Origin of the sequence: Halomonas sp. SIMBA_159 (genome assembly GCF_046536035.1) — a bacterium.
GTDB lineage: Bacteria > Pseudomonadota > Gammaproteobacteria > Pseudomonadales > Halomonadaceae > Vreelandella > Vreelandella venusta_A.
Window position 1 is genome coordinate 1 of record NZ_JAWJBT010001348.1, and the last position, 244, is coordinate 244.

The 244-nt window shown below is 61.9% G+C and carries 1 protein-coding gene; it reads left to right on the forward strand.

The annotated features are described in order from the left end of the window. Positions 1–244 (forward strand): hypothetical protein (locus R0J87_RS23650; RefSeq protein ID WP_498889439.1); only part of this gene is annotated, 244 nt, incomplete at both ends.

Below are 244 nucleotides of genomic sequence, written 5' to 3' on the forward strand. Positions count from 1 at the left end.
GGTGCGGCTTCTCGATCTGAAGGCCGAGACGGAAGCGCTGCTGGCAGGCTATCGAGACGAGACTCTGACTTGGGTCGGACTGGGCGCGACTCTCGGCTTGGCTGTGTTGATCTTGGGATTGCAGCGTCCTGGTCCAGTCGGACGTGTTGGCGCGGCCGTTGCAGTATCGGTCCTTGTCACAGTGGCGGTCCTGGTGCTTGCAGGTACGGCGTTGACGCTCTTCCACCTGCTTGGACTCATGGTG